Below are 17413 nucleotides of genomic sequence, written 5' to 3'. Positions count from 1 at the left end.
CCCGGTGCCGGACACCCGACCGATGCGGGCGGATGCGCGACGCAACTACGAGCGTCTGCTCGCCGCCGCCGTCGCCGAGGTGGCCCGGACCGGGGCCGACGCGTCACTCGAGAAGATCGCCCGGGACGCCGGAGTCGGCTCGGCCACCCTGCACCGCCATTTCCCGACCCGCCAGGCGCTGCTCGAGGCGGTGTTCCACGATCGCGTCGAGGGACTCTGCGCCGAGGCCCACGAGCTGACCGGCTCCGCCGAACCCGGGCGGGCCCTCGCCGACTGGCTGCGGGCCGTCGCGGTCTACGGCGCCACCACCCGCGGCCTCGCCGCGTCACTGCTGGCGTCCGTCCGCGAGCCGGTCGCGGCGTCGGACACCGGTTGCGAGGCGATGCTGACCGACGCCGGCGGGAAACTGCTGCGGTCGGCGCAGGACGCGGGCGCCGTCCGGCCGGGCGTGGCGATCGGCGACCTGCTGACCATGGCCAACGCCGTCTCCCTGACCACCGAGGACGGCGCGGAGGCTGCTCGGCTCGTCACCCTCGCCATCGAGGGCATCCATCCGCGGCCGTAACCGCTCGTGCCGCTGCCGCCCGGTTCAGGCGAATGAATTCACGGTTGAGGGTGAAGGATTACTCATTCCGCTTATGGTCGAGCATGGCCCGATATGTGCCGGGTAGGCCTTTCTGCGTACCGATGGAAAGGAGACCCCCTGATGATCACCATCGAGCAGATCCACTCCCTGGCCGGCCGTGACGTGTACGACCGCGACGGTGACAGGATCGGCAGCGTCGGTCAGTTGTGGAAAGACGGCAGCGGCCGGCCGAACTGGGCCGGTGTCAAGACCGGCCTGCTGGGACTGAACGAGTCGCTGGTGCCGCTGGACGCCGCCGACCTGGACGGCGACCGCCTGGTGGTGCCGTTCGACAAGGCCACGGTCAAGAACGCCCCGGACGTCGACGCCGACCACGACGAGCCCCTGACGCGCGAGGACGTCGAGCGGCTCTACGAGTACTACGGCATGAACTGGGCCAACGGCGGTTACCGCGGACCGGGCGGCGATCGGGACACGTCGGCCCGGCCGGTCTCCGAGCCGGGCGAGACTCAGTAGCCGCCGTCGAGGTAGCAGTTGAAGTCGTCGACGATCTGCAGGTCGGCGATCTTGCGGGAGGTGCCGGACTCGTCGTGGAACCACGTCGAGTGCGGCTCCACGCACACCTCCGTCCCGTCGCGGCTCATCAGATAGACCGTGTCGTCGAAACGGGAGTTGAAGACCGCGTACCCGTGCCGGCTGCGCGGTCCCAGCACCACGAATTCCTCCGTCACCTTCGTGAACGACGCGGTCGGTCTCCGCGCGATCCAGTCGGCGCTGGTCAGGTAGACGCACACGGCCGAGAGCTCACAGCCGTACGGCAGCCCCGCCGATGCCGGGGGAGCGGGCGCCACCACCAGGCCGGCGATCCCCACGGCCGCGACACCGAGCACAGAAGTTCTCCGCCGCATTGCACGATCCCCCGTTTTCGCTGCTCAGCACGCTGCCGAGCGGGCGTCGTTCATCGTGGCACGTGAGCGGGTCCTCTTCTGAAGGCATCCGGAAACCTACGCCCGGCGAAGGACATGCGCCGTCGGATACGCGAGAGTGTCTGTCATGACGTCGACGTTTCCCGCCATGGTTTCGCGTACCCAGGGGTTCATGCTGGGCCTCGCCCACGGGTTCACGATCACCCCGGACGGCTCCCGGGTGCTGTTCCTGCGCTCCGCCGGTGGTGAGGACCCGGTCGGCAGTCTGTGGTCCTTCGACGTGGCCGCGGGCGAGGAACGGCTGGTGGTCGACGCGACGGCGCTCGGCGGCGGCGCGCCGATGTCGGAGCGGGAACGGGCGAGACGTGAGCGGGCCCGGGACAGGTCCGCGGGGATCGGCGCCTTCCACACCGATGCGGGCGTACGCACAGCGGTGTTCACGGCCGGCGAGAAGCTGTACGCGGCGGACCTGACCACCGGCGAGGTGAGTGAGCTCGGCACCGGGCACCCGGCCGCTGAGGCCAGGATCGACCCGACCGGCCGTACGATCGCCTATGTCCGTGACGCCGAACTCCGGCTCATCGGCCGTGACGGCAAGGACGACCGGCCGCTGGCCGCACCGGACGGCCCCGAGGTGAGCTGGGGGCTGCCCGAGCACGAGGCGTCCGAGTCGATGGACCGGTTCGACGGCTACTGGTGGGCGCCCGACGGCCGTTCGCTGATCGCCGCCCGCGTCGACAACTCACCCGTGCAGGTGTGGTACATCAGCGACCCGGCCCACCCCGAGCAGCCGCCGACCGCCCTGCGCTACCCGGCCGCCGGAACCCCGAACGCCGACGTCAGCCTGCACCTGCTCGGCCTCGACGGCACCCGGATCCCGGTCGACTGGGACCGTGCGGCCTTCGAGTACGTGACCCGCGTCGTCTGGGACGCGACCGCCCTGCTGGTCACCGTCCAGAACCGCCACCAGACCGTGATGCGTGTCCTGGCCGTCGATCCGGCCACCGGCGCGACCACTGTCGTACGCGAGGACACCGACGACGCCTGGACGACCATCGTGTCCGGCGTGCCCGCCCACACCGCGTCGGGTTCGCTGCTGTGGACCGTCGACGAGGGCGAGACCCGGCGGCTGACCGTCGACGGTGTCCCGGTGACCCCGCCCGGTCTGCAGGTGGAGGAGGTCCTGTCGGTCGACGGCGACACCGTCCTGTTCGCCGCGCGCGAGGACCCCGCCGAACGTCACCTGTGGACGTGGTCACCCACCGCCCTCACCCGGATCACCACCGAACCCGGCCTGTACGACGGCAGCCGTGCCGGTGGCGTCACGGTCGTCACCGCACGCACCCTCGACGGCGAGACCGTCACGGTCGACGGCGTGCCCCTGCGCGGGCTGGCCGCGATCCCCGGGATCACGCCGGTCATCCACCTGCACCGGCTCGGCGAACGCAAGCTGCGGACGGCGGTGCTGCTGCCCACCGGCTATGAGCCCGGCTCCGGACCGCTCCCGGTGCTGCTCGACCCTTACGGCGGATCCGCCGCACAGCGCGCCGTCGCCGCCCGCTCCCGGTTCTGGGCCTCGCAGTGGTTCGCCGACCAGGGCTTCGCCGTGATCGTCGCCGACGGCCGCGGCACCCCCGGCCGCGGCCCCGCCTGGGAACGTGCCCGCGGCGACGACCACCCCGCACCCCGGCTGCAGGACCAGGTCGACGCGCTGCACGCCGCCGCCGGGCACTACGACCTGGACCTTTCGAAGGTCGGCATCCGAGGCTGGTCGGCCGGCGGCTTCCTCGCCGCACTGGCCGTGCTGCGCCGCCCCGACGTCTTCCACGCCGGCATCGCCGGAGCGCCCGTCACCGACCAGCTGCTCTACAGCTCGCACTGGCAGGAGCGGACCCTGGGCCTGCCGGCCGAGAACCCTTCGCTGTACGAGCAGTCGTCGCTCATCGACGACGCCCCGAATCTGCGCCGCCCGCTGCTGCTGATCCACGGCCTCGTCGACGACAACGTCCTGCCGGTCCACACCCTGAAGCTGTCCGCGGCCCTGCTGGCCGCCGGCCGCCCGCACACCGTCCTGCCCCTGCCCGGCGCCTCCCACATGGGCGCCGTCGACAACCTGTGGGAGTTCGAACTCGCCTTCCTCCGTCAGTCCCTCGGCATCCCGGACGGCACGTTGGATCAATGAGCGACGATCCGGTCTCGGCCCGGCGGACAACCGGTGCGTCACTGATGGGGTGGACGGGCGACACTGCGTCATGACCGGATGTCTGGGAGGCAACGTGAACAGTCGACGTCTCGGCGTGGGATCGGTCCTGGTGGCGGTACTTCTGACGGCGTCCGCTTGCGGCGATCCCGACTCGGCCCCGGACGACGCGCCCGTGGTCAAGCCACCCGCGGCGACCGTTGAGACGACCACCGCGAAGCCCGCGACGCCCGCGACGGCCGCCAAGATCAAGGTGCCGGACGGGGTAGGCCTGAACTATCAGGCGGCACAGGACCTGTGGCGCGCCGAGGGCCTGCACGTGGCACCGGCGAAGGACGCCACCGGAGCGAACCGGATCCCCGTGCTCGATCGGAACTGGATCGTCGTCTCGCAGGACCCGGAGGCCGGTGCGACGGTCGACGCCGGCTCGTTCATCACGGCGACGGTCAAGAAGGACACCGACGGCTAATTCGGATGCGGTACGGGTGGGACGCGCCTAATCTCCGCTCGTGCCTTCACGACTGTTTGCGCTGCGCGTCGATGCGAACCGGCCCGAGCGGCTGGCGGAGTTCTGGGCCGGGATCCTGGGCTGGGACCGCGACGGGGTGCTGATCAGCCCGCCGGACGGCGACGGGTTCCGGATACGGTTCGTGCCCGAGCGCGGCCCCAAGGTCGTGGCCAACCTGATGCACTTCGACCTGACCAGCACGACCCCCGCGGACCAGGAGGAGTCGGTGGCCCGGGCGGTGACGCTCGGCGCCCGGCGTATCGACATCGGCCAGGGCCCGGACGCCGAGCACGTGGTGCTCGCCGATCCGGAGGGCAACGAGTTCGACATCATCGAGCCGGGCAACCGGTTCCTGGCCGGCTGCGGGTTCATCGGCGCGCTGGCCAGCGACGGTTCGCAGCGGGTCGGGTACTTCTGGGCCGAGGCGCTGGGCTGGCCGCTGGTCTGGGACCAGGACGAGGAGACCGCCATCCAGTCCCCGGGCGGCGGGACCAAGATCACGTGGGGCGGCCCGCCGTACTCGCCGCGACCGCAGTGGCTGCGGTGGACGTACGAGCTGATCCCTCCGATCGGCGGGGCCCCCGACGCCGAGGCCGCCCGTCTGGTGGCTCTCGGAGCGACGCGCCTCGGCGCCGACGAGCACGGCATCCTGCTGGCCGACCCGGACGGCAACGACTTCCGCCTGCTGACCGGCGCCTCCAGCAGTTGATCCAGGACCCGACAAGCAGCGCCTCGACCGTTGCCGTGACCTCCGCGGCGCCCCGCATTCCCGTGTGCGGCAGCGGGCACTCACGGGTAGCGGTGGACGGTCTCCGGGTGGATGACGACGCGGGTCAGGTCGGCGGACAGCATCGTGGCCAGGTCGTCGGCTCGGGACTTGTCGGACAGATCCCAGTAGCGGGCGGCCAGCCGGGAGCACAGGTCGTGGGCGCCGTCGGCCTCCAGGGTCACGCGGCCGGCGATGGAGATCCAGCGCTCACGTTCCCCGACCGGGGCCGCCACGACGATCGACGCCCGTGGGTCGCGGCGCAGACGCCGTACCTTCAGCGCCTCCGGCTCGGTGAAGAACTCGACCGTGCCCTCGGCGGTGGCCTCGAACCACACGGGGCGCGGCTGCGGCGGCTGCGTTCCGGCGGCCACCGACAGGAAACCGTGCAGCGGGCGGGCCAGGAACGCCAGGTCCGCGGCGGTGAGCAGGCCGGTCGTGGTGGTCATGACCGCCACGCTCCGGCAGCCGCCGCCCGTACGACATAGTCCTCGAAGTCCCGGGGTTCGCGCCCGAGCAGGGTGGCCACGTCGTCCGTGGGTGTCGTCAGCGTCCCGCGTTCCATGATGGCGAACATCTCCGCCAGGTGGTGTGCCACCTCGGCGGGCCAGCCCTGCTCGACCAGGTGCGCCTCGTACTCGGGGAGGGAGAGCTGCTTGTAGGTGATCGGGCGGCCGGAGGCGCGGGAGATCAGCTCCACGGCCTCGGCGAACGTCAGCGCCCGCGAGCCGCTCAGCTCATGGATCCGCCCGGCGTGCCGTGCCGGATCGGTCAGTACGGCGGCCGCCGCGTCGGCGACGTCGTGCACGTCGATGAACGGCTCGGGAACGGGGCCGGCCGGCAGGGCCAGCTCACCGGCGAGCAGCGGGGCGTGGAACAGGTCCTCGTCGAAGTTCTGGGCGAAGTTGTTCGAGCGCAGCACGGTCCACGGCACGTCCGACCCGCGGACCGCGTCCTCCGCCGAGCGCATGTCCCGGCCGAACGGCGAGTCGCCCCAGCTGTCGGCGCCGCGTCCGGACAGCAGGACCAGGTGCCGCACGCCGGCGGCCGCGGCACGCGTCACGAACTCGTGGACCGGGCCCTCCACCTGAGGCGGCACGATGTAGACGGCGGTGACCCCGTCGAGAACCCGGTCCCAGCCACTCGGATCGGCCCAGTCGAAGCGGCTCGGGCTGGAGCGCGACGCTTCCCGTACCCGCAGATCCTGAAGTCTCAATCGGGTGGCGACGCGGCGGCCGGTCTTGCCGGTGGCGCCGAGGACGAGGAAGTGGTCGTTGGTCATGCCTTCGATTCAACGGGTGCGGTCCGGACGATGCCATGGGTGAAAGGCCGGAACACCTTCGTCATCGTCTATCGTCGGGAGCGTGGACGTGTTCGGAGACCTGCTTCGGGGGATGCGGGCCCAGGGCTCGCTGTTCGGCAGCTCGACCCTGTCGCCGCCATGGGCGCTGCGGTTCGTCGACGGCGCGCCGTTGACGTTGTGCGCGGTTCTGGGCGGTTCCGGCTGGATCGTCGCCGAGGGCCGCCCACCGGAACGGGTCCGCGCCGCAGAGACGGTCATCGTCCGTGGGCCCGAGCCGTTCACGTTCGTCGACGAGCCCGGCACCGACGCCGAGGCGGTCGACTGCGGCCGGCACTGCGCGACGCCCGAGCAGGGCGGCACCCGGCACCGGATCGGCTGGAACGACGACAGCTGCGGTGATCTCGGCAACGGTGCGACGACGCTGATCGTCGGGGCCTATCCGGTGACCGGGGAGATCAGCCGCCGTCTGCTGGACACGCTGCCCGTCGTGCTGCGCGTCGCGTCGGGTGGCGGCGCCGACGCGGTCCTCGACCACCTCGCCGCCGAGGTCGCCGCCGACACGCCCGGCCAGCAGGTGGTGCTCGACCGGCTGCTCGACTGGCTGCTGGTCTGCGCGCTCCGCGAGTACTTCGACCGGCCCGGCGGTGATCCGCCCGCCTGGTACGCCGCCCAGCGTGACCCGGTCGTCGGCGACGCGCTGCGCCTGCTGCACGCCGAACCGGCCGCTCCCTGGACGATCACGACGCTCGCCGGCCGGGCCGGGGTCTCCCGGTCCACGCTGGCCAAACGCTTCGCCGAGCTGGTGGGCGAGCCGCCGCTGACGTACCTCACCCACTGGCGGATGACGCTCGCGGCCGACCTGCTGGCCGAGCGTGAGACCGCCACGGTCGCGGAGGTCGCCCGCGCGGTGGGCTACAACGACGCGTTCGCGTTCAGCACGGCCTTCAAACGGGTCAAGGGCAGAAGCCCGAGCCAATTCCGTCGTACGCCGTAAGTGCGCCTTTCTAGTCTGAGGTCCGGAACGGCGCGAGCGTGGCACGGATGAGGTCCGCCGCGCCCCAGTCGTCGTCGAACTGGGCCAGCACGGCGAGGTGCTGCCGCAGCTGGATGATCGGCATCCGGTCCCGCCAGCCGTCGTCGAGGCCGGTCAGCTCGGCGTAGACCGCGAAGAACCGCTTCGCCTCGGGGGGCGGCGACGTGGTCCACAGGTGTGCCAGGTCGACCTCGGCCCACATGTAGGACACCGCCGGGTCGATCAGCGCGGGCCGCCCGTCCGGGGTGGCCATGAGGTTCTGCGTCCACAGGTCGCCGTGTGTCAGGCATGCGGGCCGCTCGGGCAGCAGCTCGGGCAGCCGGTGACACAGCCGTTCCAGCGCCACACGGTCGCGGGTGCCGAGGGCCGCCTCGACCCGCGGCTCCGTCATCCACCGCAGCAGCCGATGCTCGGCGAAGAACGCGAACCCGTCGTCGTCCCAGGTGTTCTCCTGCCGCCGGCGACCCAGCCAGTTGTCCCGGTGCCATCCGAACCGTGGGTGGACCGTGCTCAGATGCATCCGGGCCAGCGCGTGGGCGAACTCCTCCCAGAAGGTCTCGCTGCCGGGCCGGGGCCGCAGCATCGACAGCACGAGCAACTCCCGGCCGGCCAGGACGACCTCGGGTGTCGCCATACCGCCGGGCTCACGAAGGACGGCCAGCCCCTCAGCCTCCGCGGCGAAGACGTCCTCGTCCGGGACGTCGGCGAACGCCTTGACGAACACCGGCGGCCCGTCCCGGCGCTCGGCGATGCCGGCCAGCGCCGCGAGCCCGCCTGTCGCCGGTTCCACCGAGACGACGTCACGCATCCCGGCCCGGTGCAGGTGGTTCAGCAGGAGGTCGCCGACTGACCTGAGGGTGTCGGGATGATTGTCGCCCAGCACGCGCCGCCTCCGGCTCAAGGTGTCCTCGTTCAGCCTTCGGGCCTGGTCGTACTCTCCGTAACCGGACTGCGTGCGGGCGAGCGCGGCGGCCGCGTTGAGAGTGTCCGGGTGGTCGTCGCCGAACACCCGTCGTCGCCGGGCGAACGTGTCCTCGCCCAGCGAACGTGCGCGTTCGTGCTCACCGGCGCCGGTCAGATCCATGGTGAGTGCCAGCGCCGTGCGCAGCGTGTCCGGGTGATCGTCGCCGTGCATGTCGCGCAAGCGGACCAGAAGGCCCTCGTCGATCTCCCGTGCCCGCGCGATGTCACCCAGCTCGTACAGATCGCGGGCGAGGTTCCAGGTCGTCCGTAGCGTTTCGAGGTGGTCCTCACCGAGTACGCGCCGCCTCCGGCTCAAGGTGTCCTCGTCCAGCCGTCGTGCCCGCTCGAACTCGCCGGCCCGGTACAGCGCGCGGCCGAGGTTGTTGGCGGCGTTGAGGGTGTGCGGGTGATCGGTGCCGAGCAGCCGGCGTGTGCGGGTGAGATTGTCCTGTTCGATCTCGCTGGAACGCTCGAAGTCGCCGAGTTGCCGGTGGACGACGGCCAGGGTGGCGGCGATCGTGATGGTGCTCTCGTCGTCGGCGCCGAGCCGCCGGGTCCAGGCCTGGTGGAGATGGTCGGCCAGCGGCAGGGCGTTGGCGGCCTCACCGCGGGCCATCAGGTGCCACACGGCGTCGTTCGCGGTCTGGCGCAGCTGACGGTTGTCGCTGGTGGCGGGGTCGACGGCGAGGATGTGGGGGAGCAGCACGGCCCACCGCGGCCACCATTGCGGGAGTTTGCCGTCGTCCGGCCGGGCAGCCGCCAGGAGGCGTTCGGCGATGCCGCGGTTGACGTCGGGCCGCGGGTCGGTGTCGCGGACCACGGCCTGGACGAGGCGGTGCAGGACCGGTCCGCGGTCGGTGAGGCGGGCCAGCCCGAAGCGGCCGAGTTGCGCCAGCGTGCGGGCGAACGCCACCGGTTTCCGGGCGATCTTCTGCAGGGGCTTCGGAAGCGGGTCGGGGTGGGCGGTGAACAGGTCGGTCGGGATCGGAGCGGGACCCAGATGCGCGCACAGGGTGAGCAACTGACCCGCTGCGGGGTCGGCGGCGCGCAGCCGGTCGGCGGTCAGGCCGACGGTCGCGGCCAGGGACAGCGGATAGCCGGCCGGCGGGCCTCCCTCACGCATCAGCTCGGCGGTGTGGGCGGCGAGGTCACTGAGGTAGGTGTAGACCGGCATCCGGGTCTCGGCCAGCAGCTCCAGAGCCTGCCCGACGGCCAGGGGCAGGTCCCCCAGGTGCCCGGCGAGCCGATCGGCGGTGTCCTCGTCGATGTCCGCCAGGCTGGTGCGCAGCAGGGCGATGGACTCGGCGCGGGTGAACACGTCCACATCCACCGGCTGGGCTACGCCCGCCCAGTTCGGATTGCGGCTGGTGATCAGCAGGTGGCCGGGACCGTCCGGCAGCCACGGGGCGAGGTGGTCGCGGTCCTCGGCGTTGTCGAAGATCAGCAACCAGCGCCCGGCCTGCCGCAGGTGCGCGCGCAGCGCCCGCATCGAGTCCGGGGTGGGCGTACCGGCCGGGAACAGGCGCAACTGCTCGTCCTGGGCCAGCGTGGCGAGGTGGTCGCCGATCAGTTCCGGTCGTTCGGCCGGGATCCACCAGACGATGTCGTACTCACCGGCGAACCGGTGGGCGTACTCCAGGGCCAGTTGGGTCTTTCCGACGCCACCCAGGCCGTGCAGCGCCTGGACCGCCACCCGGCTGTCGCCCCGCAGCGTGTCGTGCAGCCGGTTGAGCATCGTGTCGCGACCGGTGAAGCCCGGGTTCCGGCGGGTCAGGTTCCACACCGGCGGCAGCGATCCCGGCGGCCGCGGCCCGGGTTCTCCAGCGTTCGGGCGGCCCGGATAGGCGGGAGGCGCGGGCCGGAGAGCGCCTGCCGGAGCGGGATCGGCGACCTGTCGTACCGCATCGAGCAGTTGAACGACCGCCTGCTCCGGAGAAAGACCGAACACATCGGGCACGGCGATCGGCGCCCACAGCCCGTCGGAGAGGTCGACGTTCTCGACCCGTAGCGCGATCAGCTTCGCGGCCGGATCCTTGCGACGCTGCGCCATCCGAGCGGTCCACTCGTCGGTGGTGAGCCGGTCCGGGTCCAGATAGGCCGCCGACAGCAGCACGAGCATCGGGTTGGCACGCCGCACGGCCCGGTTCATCGCCTCGACGACGTTGGTGCCGGGCGCCCGGTCGACGCTGTCCAGCTCGGTGGCATGACCGGCCTTCTCGAGGTGCCAGCGCGCCCACTCCGCCCACGCACGGTCCCGGTCGGCGAACGAGACATGGATGCGGTCGGGCACATATGCACCGTACGGCGTATCGTCCGTCCGGGTTCAGGCCGTGGTGAGCGGGACGTCGACCAGCACCTCGGCGAGGCCCGCCGAAGGCCAGGTCACCAGCAGGGTGAGCACGTCGGTGTCCGGGCGGGCGACGACGAACTCGCCCTCGGACCGGAACGATCGGTCCCCACCGCCCGCACTGCCCGAGAAAGTCGGCACCCAGACCGCCTCCTGCCCGGTCACCACGGCGATCGACGCGCCGGGACGTGCGGGTTCCGGGCCGGGCGGGAAGGCCTCGGCGGCCGCCGTCTCGCCCTGTTCACCCTCGGCGATGCTGCAGACTCCCAGGTAGAGGTACCGGCCGGCGGCGGTGAGCGAGGTGAGCACCACGACGGCCTCGCCGCCGCGGCTCAGGACCTGCGGCGCCGCGGCGATCCGTCCGGCCTCGACCGCCGGCGTCTCGACGGGATGGGTTCCGTCGCGATGATTCAGGGCGACCCGGGGATGTCGTACGCGCAGCGGCGCCTCCCAGATCGAGACGGTCTCCCGCTCGACCGTGGCCCGATCCGGCAGCGGCAGCTCCAGGACCGTCTCCGGGAACCCGATCTCTGGCCACGCCAGCGCCACCGACACCCGGTCGAACATCGGCGGGAACCTGATCAGCGTACGAAAGCTCGGCCCTTCGACGCCTTCGAAGTGATCACCGCTGCTCGACGACCACGACCCGTACTCCCAGTGGGCCCGCCCGTCCGCGTCGAGCCAGCCGACCCTCAGGTCCAAGCCCTCGTCGTACTCGGGCAGCAGCCGCCGCGGCGCCGGTGGCGGCCCGGTGACACCCGCCCGGATGTCGGCCTGCCGCTGCACGGCGTCGCGCCGGTCGAGCGGCCGCCGGGCGAGCAGTTCCAGCTCCAGGCCGTCGGGCCGGGACACCGCGCGGACGATGCCGACGGTCAGCTCGGGACGCTCGACGACGAGGCCGCCGCGATGCGCCACCACACCGAGGGACTCCATATGTCACATCATGCCGAGTGGGCGGCGAACCGGGGGACCGGCCATGCCGGGCTGCTCATGACCGGACGGTGAAGACGAGGTCCTCGAACGTCGGCGGTGTCGTCGCGAAGTGGTTGCAGTGGTAGGCGCCGTCCGGATCGATCCACAGGCCGGCGTTCTCCAGCCAGCGCTCCTCGCGCGACCAGCCGGGGCCCTCGACGACGAACACCGTGGTGATCCGCAGGTCGGCGTCGTGGGGGAGGTCCACGGTGAACTCGCGGTCGTCCTCAGTCGGCCAGAGGATGTGTTCGGGACCGCCGGCCGTGGAGAGGGCGACGCCATGCCGTACGCCCGGCGTCAGATGACTGACCACGACGGTGACCTGCCCGGCCGGGACGGGCCGGATGTCGCCGGTGGCCACCGGGCGTTCGCCCCAGCGGATCGTCGGCGGGATCTCCAGCGGCAGGCCGAGGCGTTTCTTGCGCTGGCCGTGGTCGAGCAGAGCCGTCTGCAGCGAGAGCCCGGTCGTCGCGTAGTCGATGTCCTCAAGAGACACCTCGACCGGCTCGCCGCGCAGGATCGCCTGGTGGGCGACGAGGAGGTCGACCCGCTCGAGGCGGGCGCCCGGCAGTTCGACGTCGAAGACACCCTCGTCCTGGCAGGTCACGGCACTCTTCTCGGTGACCTGGCGGCTGTCGCCGGGGCTCATGCTGTCGAGCACCCAGAACACCGCGTCCGCGTCGCCGTCGATCACGTCGTCCAATGTCACCGGATCTTTCTACCAGCGATGACCAAAAGCAACAAACGTTGACGCGCTTCTTGACCGCAACATATGTTGCGGTCATGACAGAGGGGCTGGACGTGCTGAGACGGCTCACCGAGGAGATCGCCGGCCGGGAGGCGCAGCGCACGCGGCTCGTCAACCGGCTGCGGCGCGAACACGCCGCCAGCTGGGAGGAGATCGGCCGGGCGTGCGGGATGACCCGGCAGGGCGCGACCCGTCGCTGGTCGAAGACGCTGCACGCGGCGTCGTTCGGCGGCGCGGCCGACGCCTATCATCGGGGTCGGCCGCCGTATCCGATGTCAGCGGTGGAGTGGGCGGTGCCCCGGCGTGCCCGGCGTGTCCTCGACCTCGGCGCGGGCACCGGCAAGTTCACCCGGCTGCTGCTCGACGCCGGGCTCGACGTCGTCGCGGTCGAGCCTTCGGCGCGGATGCGTGATCAACTCGCGGTGGTCGCCGGTCAAGCCGCGATCTTCGAGGGTACGGCCGAACGGGTGCCCCTTGCGGACGCGTCGGTCGACGCCGTCGTCTGCGCGCAGGCCTGGCACTGGGTGGACCCGGCCCGGGCGATCCCGGAGACGGCCCGGGTGCTGCGTCCCGGCGGCACGCTGAGCCTGATCTGGAACATCCGCGACCACACTGAGCCGTGGGTGGCCCGCCTCGACGAGGTGATGCACCGGCACACCCGCCAGGAGATCGACACCGAGCCGGAGGTCACGGGCCCGTTCGGCGGCCCGGAACGCACCGAGATCCGCTGGCGGCACACCCTGACCAGACAGGACCTGCTCGACATGGTGGCCTCGCGCAGCTATGTGATCGTGCTGTCCGACGCCGAGAGGCGGGAGTTGCTGGGCGACATCGGCGATCTGCTCGATCAGCACGGCCTGACCGGCGAGATCACCCTGCCGTACGTGACACGCTGCACCCGGGTGAGCCTGACGTGACTCCCGACCGTTTCCTGGCGACCGTGAACATCGGCGACGTCCTGACCGGGACCGTCGCCGAGCACACCCGGCGCGGGACGACCGTGCTGCTCGACGACTGTCCCGGTGAGCCGCTCGGCTGTGTCGGCCCGCTCGACTTCACCTGGGGACGGTGGCCGGGGACCTGCAGTCCCGGTGACCGGATCACCTCGGAGGTCATCGACGTCTCGCCTCCGAGGCGGGAGATCATGCTGTCGTGGTCGGCCACCGAGAACCCGGAGTTGTGGGCCTTCCTCAAGGCCCGGGGCGCGGGACAGCGCCTGTCCGGCACGGTCGCGGCCATCGAGCGGTTCGGCGTCTTCGTGGATCTCGATGAGGGCCCGAAGCACCCCGTGCTGCCCGGCGTCGGCTTCGTCACCATCCCCGAGCTGTCCTGGCGCTGGTTCGAGGACCCGTCCGAGGTCGTGTCCGTGGGGCAGCACGTCACCGGCGAGTTCCTCGTCTTCGACACGGTCCACGGCGAGGCCCGCCTGTCCCTGCGCGCCGTCGAGCCGGATCCGTTCCTGGGCTTCGCTCGCGCCACCCGGGTGGGCCAGGAGTTGCGCGGCCGGGTCACCAAGCCGGTGCCGTTCGGGTTCTTCGTCGACGTCGGCGACGGTATCGAGGGCCTGGTGAAGACGGATCGGACCGTTCAGTCCGGCGAAGAGGTGGCCGTCGTCGTCGCCGGGATCGACACGACCTCGCGTCGCCTGACGCTGCGACGGTGCGGCTGACCGCACCATCGCGTGCAAGCCGCGTCACCGTCATTCGCGACGATCTCGTGTGGTTGCGGCCGGCATCGCGGCAGGCCGGTGATCGTGGCTATCGTTGCGCCCGTGAACACCGCCGCGATGCCCGAATGGGAGCGCTACCGCGTCCAGCGGGCCGAGCACGAGTTCGCGTCGGTGCGCAAGGAGCAGCGCGTGGCGTACATCCTCTGGGTTCTCACGGGCTTGATCGGAGGCCACCGGTTCTACCTCGGTGACACCGGCCGCTCGATCGCCATGCTGTTCACCCTGGGTGGCCTCGGTGTGTGGACGCTGGTCGACGTCTTCCTGATCGGCCGGCGGGTCCAGGCCGTCAACCGCGACCGCCGGGAGCGGATCATGGCGCGGTACGGCATTCTCGACGCCCCGGTCTTGTGACGGGCTGCTAGGTTGTGCCCGTGAAGTGGTGGGACGCGCTCTGGCGACTGGTGGGCCTGCTGGCCGACGCCAGTTCGTCCGACCTGGCCAGCGGCACGAGCGCCCTGGTCGGTGTCGTCCTGATCGCCGTCCTCGCCCGCGTCCTGGTGGTTCGTCCCACCGTTCCCGCCGACGCCCGCGCCTACGGTGGCGCGCTGCGCAGCCGTGCCCAGCGCACCGGTGTGCCTCGCCACCGTGACCCGGACGCGTCCGGGCGTACACGACCTCGAGGACCCACAGCGGCCCCAGCGGCCGCCTGACTCCGCGCTACCCGCGTTCGGGTGGCCGCTGATGACCCTTCCTGTCGTCAGTCGCCCCTGGGGGATCCTCCATGTCCTTTATCTACCATTTAATCTCTAACATCCTGCTGTTCTGGCACTCGCTCTGGGACCGCGTCCTCGACGGCGCGCACACCCTCTCCACCGACTGGGCGTGGGTGCTCGGCATCGTGTTCCTGGTGCTGACCGTGCGTGCCGTGCTGTTCCCGCTGTTCCTGCGCCAGGTCCGCTCCCAGCAGGCCATCCAGCGTCTGCAGCCGAAGTTCGCCGAGCTCAAGGCCAAACACCAGGGTGACCGGGTCGCCCTGCAGCAGGAGCTCGCCGAGCTCTACCAGCGCGAGAAGGTCAGCCCGTTCGGCGCGTTCCTGCCGATGCTCGTCCAGATCCCGATCTTCATCGGTCTGCTGCACGTGCTGCGCCACCTCAACCCGGACATCACCAACCCCATCACCCGGACGCTGTACGGCTGGTCCGAGACCCAGTTCGCCGAAGCGTCACGGGCCGAACTGTTCGGCGCGCCCATCGCCGCCGGCTTCAACTCCGGCATCGGCACCGTGCACATCGTGGCCGGCGTCCTGATCGTCGCGATGATCACCACCACGTTCCTGACCAGCCGTATGTCCATCCTCAAGAGCGGCTGGTCGGAGAACCCGCAGCAGCGCACCGTCCAGCGGATCATGCTCTACGGCATCCCGGTGTCGCTGCTCTTCTCCGGGTTCATCTTCCCGGTCGGCGTCATCCTGTACTGGACCACCCAGAACCTGTTCGCCCTCGGTCAGCAGATCTGGCTCAACCGCCGTTACCCGGCCGGCCCGCCCGTCGAGCCGCTGGTCCCGGCAGTCCGGGCGGCCACCAGCACACCGCAGGTCGGCGCCAAGCCGAACCGGGGCAGACGCGCCTCAAGATAGGCGGATCGGGTTCACCACGTCGGCGGTGACGGTCAGCAGCATGACCGCACCGCCGATCAGGACCAGTGCCATCGTCACCGGATACAGCCTGGTGAAATCGATCGGCCCGGCCGCCGGCAGACCCCGCCACCGGCGCAGAACGTCACGGATCCGCTCGAACCACACGACCATGATGTGACCGCCGTCCAGCGGCAGCAGCGGCAGCAGGTTGAACACCGCCATGAACAGGTTCAGGCTCGCCAGCAGCAGCAGGAAGACCTCCCACAGCCCGCGCTCGGCGGCCTCACCACCGAGCCGGCTCGCTCCGACCATGCTGATCGGGGTGTTCGCGTCCCGTTCGGCGCCACCGATCGCGGCGATCACCGCCGGAATGCGCTGAGGAAAAGCCACGAGCTGGGCGAACGTACGCTCGAAGAGGTTCCCGGTGAACGCCAGAGTCGCGCCCGCCGCCTCCGCCGGGCCGTAGGCCAGATAGGCGGGCGGCGCCTGTGGCGTCGCCCCGATCATGCCGACCTCGGCGCCGTTGCGCGTCACCCGCGCCACGTCGACGGTCAGGGTCAGCGTCTCGCCGCCGCGCTGCACGGTCAGCGCCGTCGGCCCGCCGGCCGCCTGCACCGCCGTGATCACGTCCGGCCACAGCGGCGTGGGCGTGCCCGCGACCGCCGTGATCCGGTCACCGGCCCGGACACCGGCGTCCGCAGCCGGGCACGCCGCCGTGGGACAGGTGGTGGACGCGACCACCGGCTCCGACACCGGATTCAGGTTCGGCAGGCCGGTGCTGATCGCCATGAAGTACAGGATCGTCATCGCCAGCAGCACGTGCGTGACCGCGCCGGACGCCATCACCACGGTCCGTTTCCACGCGGGGAACCGCCACATCGCGCGCGGCCGCTCGTCCGGCGACAACTCGTCCAGCGTGGTCATGCCCGCGATCTCACAGAAACCGCCGATCGGCAGCGCCTTCAGGCCGTACTCGGTACCGCCCCGGCGGAACGAGAACACGGTCGGCCCACGACCGACGAAATAGCGCCGCACCCGCATCCCGAAGGCACGCGCCGACAGCAGATGACCCGCCTCGTGCAGCGCGAGCGAGAGACACAGGCCGATGACGAACAGGGTGACCCCGGTGACGTATGCCAGCACGCGGCGATCGTACGCCCGGCTTGGCCGCGTAGGATCGCCCCTCCGGAGGGAAGAGGTGATCATGGGGGCTTCGGTGTGGAACCGCAGGGTTCCTTACCAGGCGGACATCACCGCCGCCTTACGGCAGGCAAGAGAGGAGGCGTACGCCGACGGCGACTACTACCTCCGCGAGCCCGACCCGCGAGCCCGGCAGATGAGCGAGGAGGAGTTCGTCGCCCTCGAGGCAGCCGAGACGCGCGCCGCCCTGGTCGCCGAGTTCGGCGAGGACGGTGCCTGGGAGCCCGGCGACGGGTTCGCCCGCCAGGCGTGGCACGCGGCGCAGATCGAGGTGACCGGCCCCGACACGCTGCTCGAGTCGCAGCCGTTCTCCGGCACGCACTCGATCATCGACATGACCGGTGTGGCCGATCATCCGGACGGCGGCAGGGTCGCCCCGCTGCCGGACGAGGATCTCGACCACTGGTTCGGGACCAGGCAGCCGTCGGCCGAGGCTGTCGAGGAGGCCTTCGACGACGGGCTCGACGGTTTCGCGCGCTGGCACGGGGCATACGTCATCGCCTACGACGGTGACCGGCCCGCGTGGATCTACTTCTTCGGCTGGAGCGGAGACTGA

At 71.2% G+C, this 17413-nt stretch carries 19 protein-coding genes; 12 read left to right on the top strand and 7 right to left on the bottom strand.

What is annotated here, in order from left to right; genetic code table 11:
• Positions 1-4 precede the first annotated feature (4 nt).
• Both CLV67_RS46755 and CLV67_RS46750 read left to right on the top strand, forming a co-directional pair.
• Positions 5-565, top strand: a complete 561-nt coding sequence (locus tag CLV67_RS46755) for a TetR/AcrR family transcriptional regulator (protein WP_239166789.1) — start codon at positions 5-7, stop codon at positions 563-565.
• Between the two features lie 141 nt (positions 566-706).
• Complete coding sequence (locus CLV67_RS46750; RefSeq protein ID WP_106330438.1) at positions 707-1102, top strand: PRC-barrel domain-containing protein; 396 nt, start codon at positions 707-709, stop codon at positions 1100-1102.
• On the opposite strand, the gene CLV67_RS46745 is transcribed toward CLV67_RS46750, so the two are convergent.
• Positions 1096-1476, bottom strand: coding sequence for a hypothetical protein (locus CLV67_RS46745; RefSeq protein ID WP_106330437.1), 381 nt, complete (start codon positions 1474-1476; stop codon positions 1096-1098). The genes CLV67_RS46750 and CLV67_RS46745 overlap by 7 nt on opposite strands.
• Positions 1477-1639: 163 nt before the next feature.
• On the opposite strand from CLV67_RS46745, the gene CLV67_RS46740 reads away from it, so the two are divergent.
• The 3 genes from CLV67_RS46740 to CLV67_RS46730 all read left to right on the top strand — a co-directional run bounded on the left by CLV67_RS46740 (position 1640) and on the right by CLV67_RS46730 (position 4929).
• Entirely contained in the window at positions 1640-3694 is a 2055-nt protein-coding gene (locus CLV67_RS46740; RefSeq protein ID WP_106330436.1) for a S9 family peptidase, read from the top strand.
• 94 nt (positions 3695-3788) lie between these two features.
• The gene (locus tag CLV67_RS46735) at positions 3789-4181 is read left to right on the top strand and encodes a PASTA domain-containing protein (RefSeq protein WP_170154264.1); all 393 of its coding nucleotides are present in this window, start codon (positions 3789-3791) and stop codon (positions 4179-4181) included.
• A 40-nt stretch (positions 4182-4221) separates the two neighbouring features.
• Complete coding sequence (locus CLV67_RS46730) at positions 4222-4929, top strand: VOC family protein (RefSeq protein ID WP_106330434.1); 708 nt, start codon at positions 4222-4224, stop codon at positions 4927-4929.
• 80 nt (positions 4930-5009) lie between these two features.
• Here the strand turns inward: CLV67_RS46730 and CLV67_RS46725 are convergent, their stop codons facing one another.
• Positions 5010-5435, bottom strand: coding sequence for a pyridoxamine 5'-phosphate oxidase family protein (locus CLV67_RS46725; RefSeq protein ID WP_106330459.1), 426 nt, complete (start codon positions 5433-5435; stop codon positions 5010-5012).
• Positions 5432-6268 carry an NmrA family NAD(P)-binding protein gene (locus tag CLV67_RS46720; protein ID WP_106330433.1) on the bottom strand — a complete coding sequence of 279 codons (837 nt, stop codon included), beginning with the start codon at positions 6266-6268 and terminating at the stop codon, positions 5432-5434. The genes CLV67_RS46725 and CLV67_RS46720 overlap by 4 nt, the downstream gene beginning before the upstream one ends.
• A gap of 82 nt (positions 6269-6350) precedes the next feature.
• Here CLV67_RS46720 and CLV67_RS46715 point away from each other — a divergent pair, with 82 nt between their 5' ends.
• The gene (locus tag CLV67_RS46715) at positions 6351-7283 is read left to right on the top strand and encodes an AraC family transcriptional regulator (protein ID WP_106330432.1); all 933 of its coding nucleotides are present in this window, start codon (positions 6351-6353) and stop codon (positions 7281-7283) included.
• 10 nt (positions 7284-7293) lie between these two features.
• Here CLV67_RS46715 and fxsT read toward each other — a convergent pair whose 3' ends face one another.
• From fxsT to CLV67_RS46700, 3 genes are read right to left on the bottom strand one after another with little or no spacing between them, the layout of a single operon-like run.
• A complete protein-coding gene (gene fxsT / locus CLV67_RS46710; protein WP_106330431.1) occupies positions 7294-10575 on the bottom strand; it encodes an FxSxx-COOH system tetratricopeptide repeat protein in 3282 nt (1093 codons plus the stop codon).
• Between the two features lie 33 nt (positions 10576-10608).
• Positions 10609-11565, bottom strand: coding sequence for a hypothetical protein (locus CLV67_RS46705; RefSeq protein ID WP_106330430.1), 957 nt, complete (start codon positions 11563-11565; stop codon positions 10609-10611).
• Positions 11566-11620: 55 nt separating this feature from the next.
• Positions 11621-12313, bottom strand: a complete 693-nt coding sequence (locus CLV67_RS46700) for a hypothetical protein (protein ID WP_146169592.1) — start codon at positions 12311-12313, stop codon at positions 11621-11623.
• Positions 12314-12387: 74 nt separating this feature from the next.
• Between CLV67_RS46700 and CLV67_RS46695 the strand changes: the two genes are divergently transcribed.
• From CLV67_RS46695 to yidC, 5 genes are all read left to right on the top strand, one after another.
• The gene (locus CLV67_RS46695) at positions 12388-13269 is read left to right on the top strand and encodes a class I SAM-dependent methyltransferase (protein WP_106330428.1); all 882 of its coding nucleotides are present in this window, start codon (positions 12388-12390) and stop codon (positions 13267-13269) included.
• A complete protein-coding gene (locus tag CLV67_RS46690; RefSeq protein WP_203737614.1) occupies positions 13266-14021 on the top strand; it encodes a S1 RNA-binding domain-containing protein in 756 nt (251 codons plus the stop codon). The genes CLV67_RS46695 and CLV67_RS46690 overlap by 4 nt, the downstream gene beginning before the upstream one ends.
• Positions 14022-14123: 102 nt before the next feature.
• Positions 14124-14432, top strand: coding sequence for a TM2 domain-containing protein (locus tag CLV67_RS46685; protein WP_239166790.1), 309 nt, complete (start codon positions 14124-14126; stop codon positions 14430-14432).
• Between the two features lie 20 nt (positions 14433-14452).
• A complete protein-coding gene (locus CLV67_RS46680) occupies positions 14453-14731 on the top strand; it encodes a DUF6412 domain-containing protein (RefSeq protein WP_106330427.1) in 279 nt (92 codons plus the stop codon).
• A 71-nt stretch (positions 14732-14802) separates the two neighbouring features.
• On the top strand, positions 14803-15657 hold the full coding sequence (gene yidC, locus CLV67_RS46675) for a membrane protein insertase YidC (protein ID WP_106330426.1): 855 nt from the start codon (positions 14803-14805) through the stop codon (positions 15655-15657).
• Here yidC and CLV67_RS46670 read toward each other — a convergent pair.
• On the bottom strand, positions 15649-16800 hold the full coding sequence (locus tag CLV67_RS46670; protein WP_106330425.1) for a M50 family metallopeptidase: 1152 nt from the start codon (positions 16798-16800) through the stop codon (positions 15649-15651). The genes yidC and CLV67_RS46670 overlap by 9 nt on opposite strands.
• A 61-nt stretch (positions 16801-16861) precedes the next feature.
• Here CLV67_RS46670 and CLV67_RS46665 point away from each other — a divergent pair, with 61 nt between their 5' ends.
• Complete coding sequence (locus CLV67_RS46665) at positions 16862-17413, top strand: hypothetical protein (RefSeq protein ID WP_146169591.1); 552 nt, start codon at positions 16862-16864, stop codon at positions 17411-17413.

This window comes from Actinoplanes italicus, assembly GCF_003001815.1.
GTDB classification, from domain to species: domain Bacteria; phylum Actinomycetota; class Actinomycetes; order Mycobacteriales; family Micromonosporaceae; genus Actinoplanes; species Actinoplanes italicus.
Note: the sequence above shows the minus strand (reverse complement) of the source record. Positions and strands in the feature narration are given on the sequence as shown.

Bases quoted from the DNA above. Each gene is read 5' to 3' on its own strand.
- CLV67_RS46705 (WP_106330430.1), bottom strand. From the start codon at position 11,565: ATGGAGTCCCTCGGTGTGGTGGCGCATCGCGGCGGCCTCGTCGTCGAG.
- CLV67_RS46665 (WP_146169591.1), top strand. From the start codon at position 16,862: ATGGGGGCTTCGGTGTGGAACCGCAGGGTTCCTTACCAGGCGGACATC.
- CLV67_RS46750 (WP_106330438.1), top strand. From the start codon at position 707: ATGATCACCATCGAGCAGATCCACTCCCTGGCCGGCCGTGACGTGTAC.
- CLV67_RS46725 (WP_106330459.1), bottom strand. From the start codon at position 5,435: ATGACCACCACGACCGGCCTGCTCACCGCCGCGGACCTGGCGTTCCTG.
- CLV67_RS46740 (WP_106330436.1), top strand. From the start codon at position 1,640: ATGACGTCGACGTTTCCCGCCATGGTTTCGCGTACCCAGGGGTTCATG.
- yidC (WP_106330426.1), top strand. From the start codon at position 14,803: ATGTCCTTTATCTACCATTTAATCTCTAACATCCTGCTGTTCTGGCAC.
- CLV67_RS46695 (WP_106330428.1), top strand. From the start codon at position 12,388: ATGACAGAGGGGCTGGACGTGCTGAGACGGCTCACCGAGGAGATCGCC.
- CLV67_RS46720 (WP_106330433.1), bottom strand. From the start codon at position 6,268: ATGACCAACGACCACTTCCTCGTCCTCGGCGCCACCGGCAAGACCGGC.